Annotated in this window: 2 protein-coding genes; one reads left to right on the top strand and one right to left on the bottom strand. The window is 63.3% G+C overall.

The window, feature by feature from the left end; genetic code table 11:
- The coding region (locus AWB81_RS42130; RefSeq protein ID WP_062644452.1) for a helix-turn-helix domain-containing protein at positions 1–878 on the top strand (878 nt) is incomplete at its 5' end.
- Positions 879–904: 26 nt separating this feature from the next.
- Here the strand turns inward: AWB81_RS42130 and AWB81_RS42125 are convergent.
- The coding region (locus AWB81_RS42125) for a cytochrome P450 (protein WP_144444373.1) at positions 905–2,374 on the bottom strand (1,470 nt) is incomplete at its 5' end.

Below are 2,374 nucleotides of genomic sequence, written 5' to 3'. Positions count from 1 at the left end.
CGGAAGCCGACCAATCCTGGGTCGACATGGTCCATTACGAACCCATTCCGCTGCGTGCCGGCCGTTTCGACTTCGACATCAAGCCGCACGTCCATGACGCGCTGATCCAGGTGCTCTACGTGACCGCCGGGGGCGGCGAAACCTTCATCGACAGCAAGAGCTGGGCAGTCGAAGCGCCATGCCTGATCGTCGTGCCAGCGCGCTCGGTTCACGGCTTTCACTTTCGCAGCGACGTCGACGGTCACGTCATCACCGCCGCGCAGTCTGCGCTGGAATCGCTGGCGATGGCGGCCGCGCCGGAACTGCTGGAATTCATCCGCACACCGACAGTGCTGTCGGTCGATCCCGAGGTCGAGCGCGGCACGTCTCTAGGCATCCTGTTCGACGCGATTGGGCACGAGGCGGAGAGCCACGAGCGCTGGCAGTTCACCGCGGGCGCGGCACTGACGATTGCGCTGTTTGTCAAGATCGGGCGCCTCAGCGAGAGCGCCCGGCTTTCAGCCAGTCCTGAGCAGCGGACCATGGCCGGACGCATCGAGCGGTTCCGCGCGTTGCTCGACCGCCATTGCCGCGAGCGGCGCCCGGTCGCCAGCTATGCCGTCGAGATGGGCGTGAGCACCGGCCAGCTCTCGCGCATCTGCCGCGCGACCTTCGGGGTCTCGGCAATCGAGGCAATCGATGCGCGCTCGATCCATGAAGCCAAGCGGCTGCTCGGCTATTCGACGCTCAGTGTGAAGCAGATCGCCAGTGAACTGGGCTTTCAGGACGAGGCCTATTTCGGTCGCTTCTTCCGCAAGCAGACCGGGCTGCGGCCAACCGAATACCGTTCCGCGGCGCATGATCGATCCTTGCCCGCTGTAAAGAAGGGCGCGGGTTGACTCGACCGCGCCTCCTGTCATCCGCTTTATGCCGATAACCCACGGAACTTCACAAATAGGTGTTCCGGCCCAGAGTTGGTCAGGTTATTGCCACGCACGTACTGGATCGGTCGTGCCGGATCGAGCGCGATACCGCCAACCTTGCGGGCGAGAGCCTTCGTCGCAATCAGCGTTTCCAGCTTCGCGAGCGGAGCACCAAGGCACTTGTGCATGCCGTTGCCGAAACCCAAATGACCGTTGGAATCGCGGTCGATGTCGAACCTCTCGCCGTCGGCAAACTTCCGGTTGTCACGGTTCGCAGCCGAAAGCAGCAAGCGCACCACCGCGCCCTTGGGCAGATCGATGCCCGCAACCGTGGTCGCCTCTGTGGTGATGCGGCTCACGCGCTGGACGGTGCCGCGATAGCGCGCCACCTCTTCGACGAAACGGTCAGCGTCGGTGGGATTTTCGCGAATCCGTCCCAGCAGATCCGGCTGTTCGGTGAACATCCTAAAAGCGTTGGCGACGAGGATGGTCGTTGTGTCGTGCCCGGCGATGAAGACGAACGCGCACAACTCCTTCGCTTCCTTTTCCGTAAGCAACCCGTCCTTCCACATGCGCGCGATATGCCCGCCGATCGACTGACTGTCGGTGCGAGCGAGCCGCTCCATCGCGTGCTTCAGGTAAGCGAAGAAAGCCTGCGCGCTCTGCTCGTCGGTGCCGGTCCCCGGCGCATTGCGGGCGAGGCGCCCGAAGTAGCTGAAGGTCTCGTCCGACCAAAACTTCATCTTCTCCTCATCTTCATTCGGCACGTCGATCATCGTGGAGATGGTCGAGATGCTGAGCGGGATAGCGAAATCGTCGACGACATCGCCGCCGCCTTTGGCGATCATGGCGTCGAGCAGGTGCTCCGCCCTCTTTCCGATCTGCTCCATGAAAGGATCAAGCGCCAACGGCAAAAATGACGGCTGGACGACCTTGCGCAAGCGTGAATGGTCGGGCGCATCGAACAGCGTCAGGAACGTCAGCGGTGGCGGGCTAACGACTTCGGAGGAAAACAGCTTCGGATTGCGGATCGCCTGGTAGACATCCTCATAGCGCGACAGGAACCACACGTCCGAAGTCGCCGACTGGCAACGCAGCACCGGCGCGTGCTCGCGCATCCAGCGGTAGTGCTCGTAAGGGTCGCCTTGCGAGCCGTCATCGACCACCTTAAATGGCTCCAGCCCGTCGGGCCAGTCCAGTTGGTGTGAATAGGGCGGAAGCGTCCTGGCAGTGAATGGGCAGATCTGCGGCGCACTCTGCGGCACGGCAGGCGAGGCAGGCGAGGCTGGCGGTGCAGATGGGGCAGCGGGTGGCGCTGCGACGATGGGTGCCGTCTTGCCCGAGGATATACGCTCCAGCGCGCGGCTCATCGTGGCCTTGGAATGAAGCGCATGCAGCGCAATCACGTCCCGTGCCGCTTTCAGGTCGCCCAGCTCGAAGGCGGCAACGATGTCCCGGTGCTGCTGGACGAT

The sequence above is a fragment of the Caballeronia arationis genome (assembly GCF_001544975.2).
Lineage (GTDB): Bacteria > Pseudomonadota > Gammaproteobacteria > Burkholderiales > Burkholderiaceae > Caballeronia > Caballeronia arationis.
This window is presented reverse-complemented; position numbering and strand designations above follow the sequence as displayed.